Genomic DNA, 523 nt, shown 5'->3' with positions numbered 1-523 from the left:
CCGAAGCCCGTGGCCCAACCAGCTTGCTGGGGGGAGCGGTCGAAGGTGGGGCTGGCGATTGGGACGAAGTCGTAACAAGGTAGCCGTACCGGAAGGTGCGGCTGGATCACCTCCTTTCTAAGGAGCACCGACTGGGGGCTAACCCCTCCGGTCTACGCTGTGACTGCAAGCGAACGACTTGCACACGGCAGCTCATTAGTGGAGCACTGGCTAATCAACCGGTCTCGGTTGCCGATGCGCTAGTACCGCCTCTCTCCGGAGGGGAGTGGGAGCGTGCGGATGGGGGCTGAGGCTGGTTGGACACACTGTTGGGTCCTGAGGAAACGGACCGGATGATTTCGGTTTGTTGGATACCTCAGTACAGGACCGGTGAACAGCCCTTTCAGGGTTGGGATCCGGTTGCTGTTTGTTGTTTGAGATTTGCATAGTGGACGCGAGCATCTTTGTGGCCAAGTTTTTTAGGGCACACGGTGGATGCCTTGGCATCAGGAGCCGATGAAGGACGTGGGAGGCTGCGTTAAGC

General features: G+C 58.9%; 1 rRNA gene. It reads left to right on the top strand.

Annotation, left to right across the window (positions count from 1 at the left end):
• Positions 1-117: ribosomal RNA gene (locus tag KME80_RS49860) — 16S ribosomal RNA — on the top strand; the annotation flags it as partial.
• Positions 118-523: the final 406 nt, after the last annotated feature.

The sequence above is a fragment of the Nonomuraea ceibae genome, assembly GCF_019396325.1.
GTDB lineage: Bacteria > Actinomycetota > Actinomycetes > Streptosporangiales > Streptosporangiaceae > Nonomuraea > Nonomuraea ceibae.
This window is presented reverse-complemented; position numbering and strand designations above follow the sequence as displayed.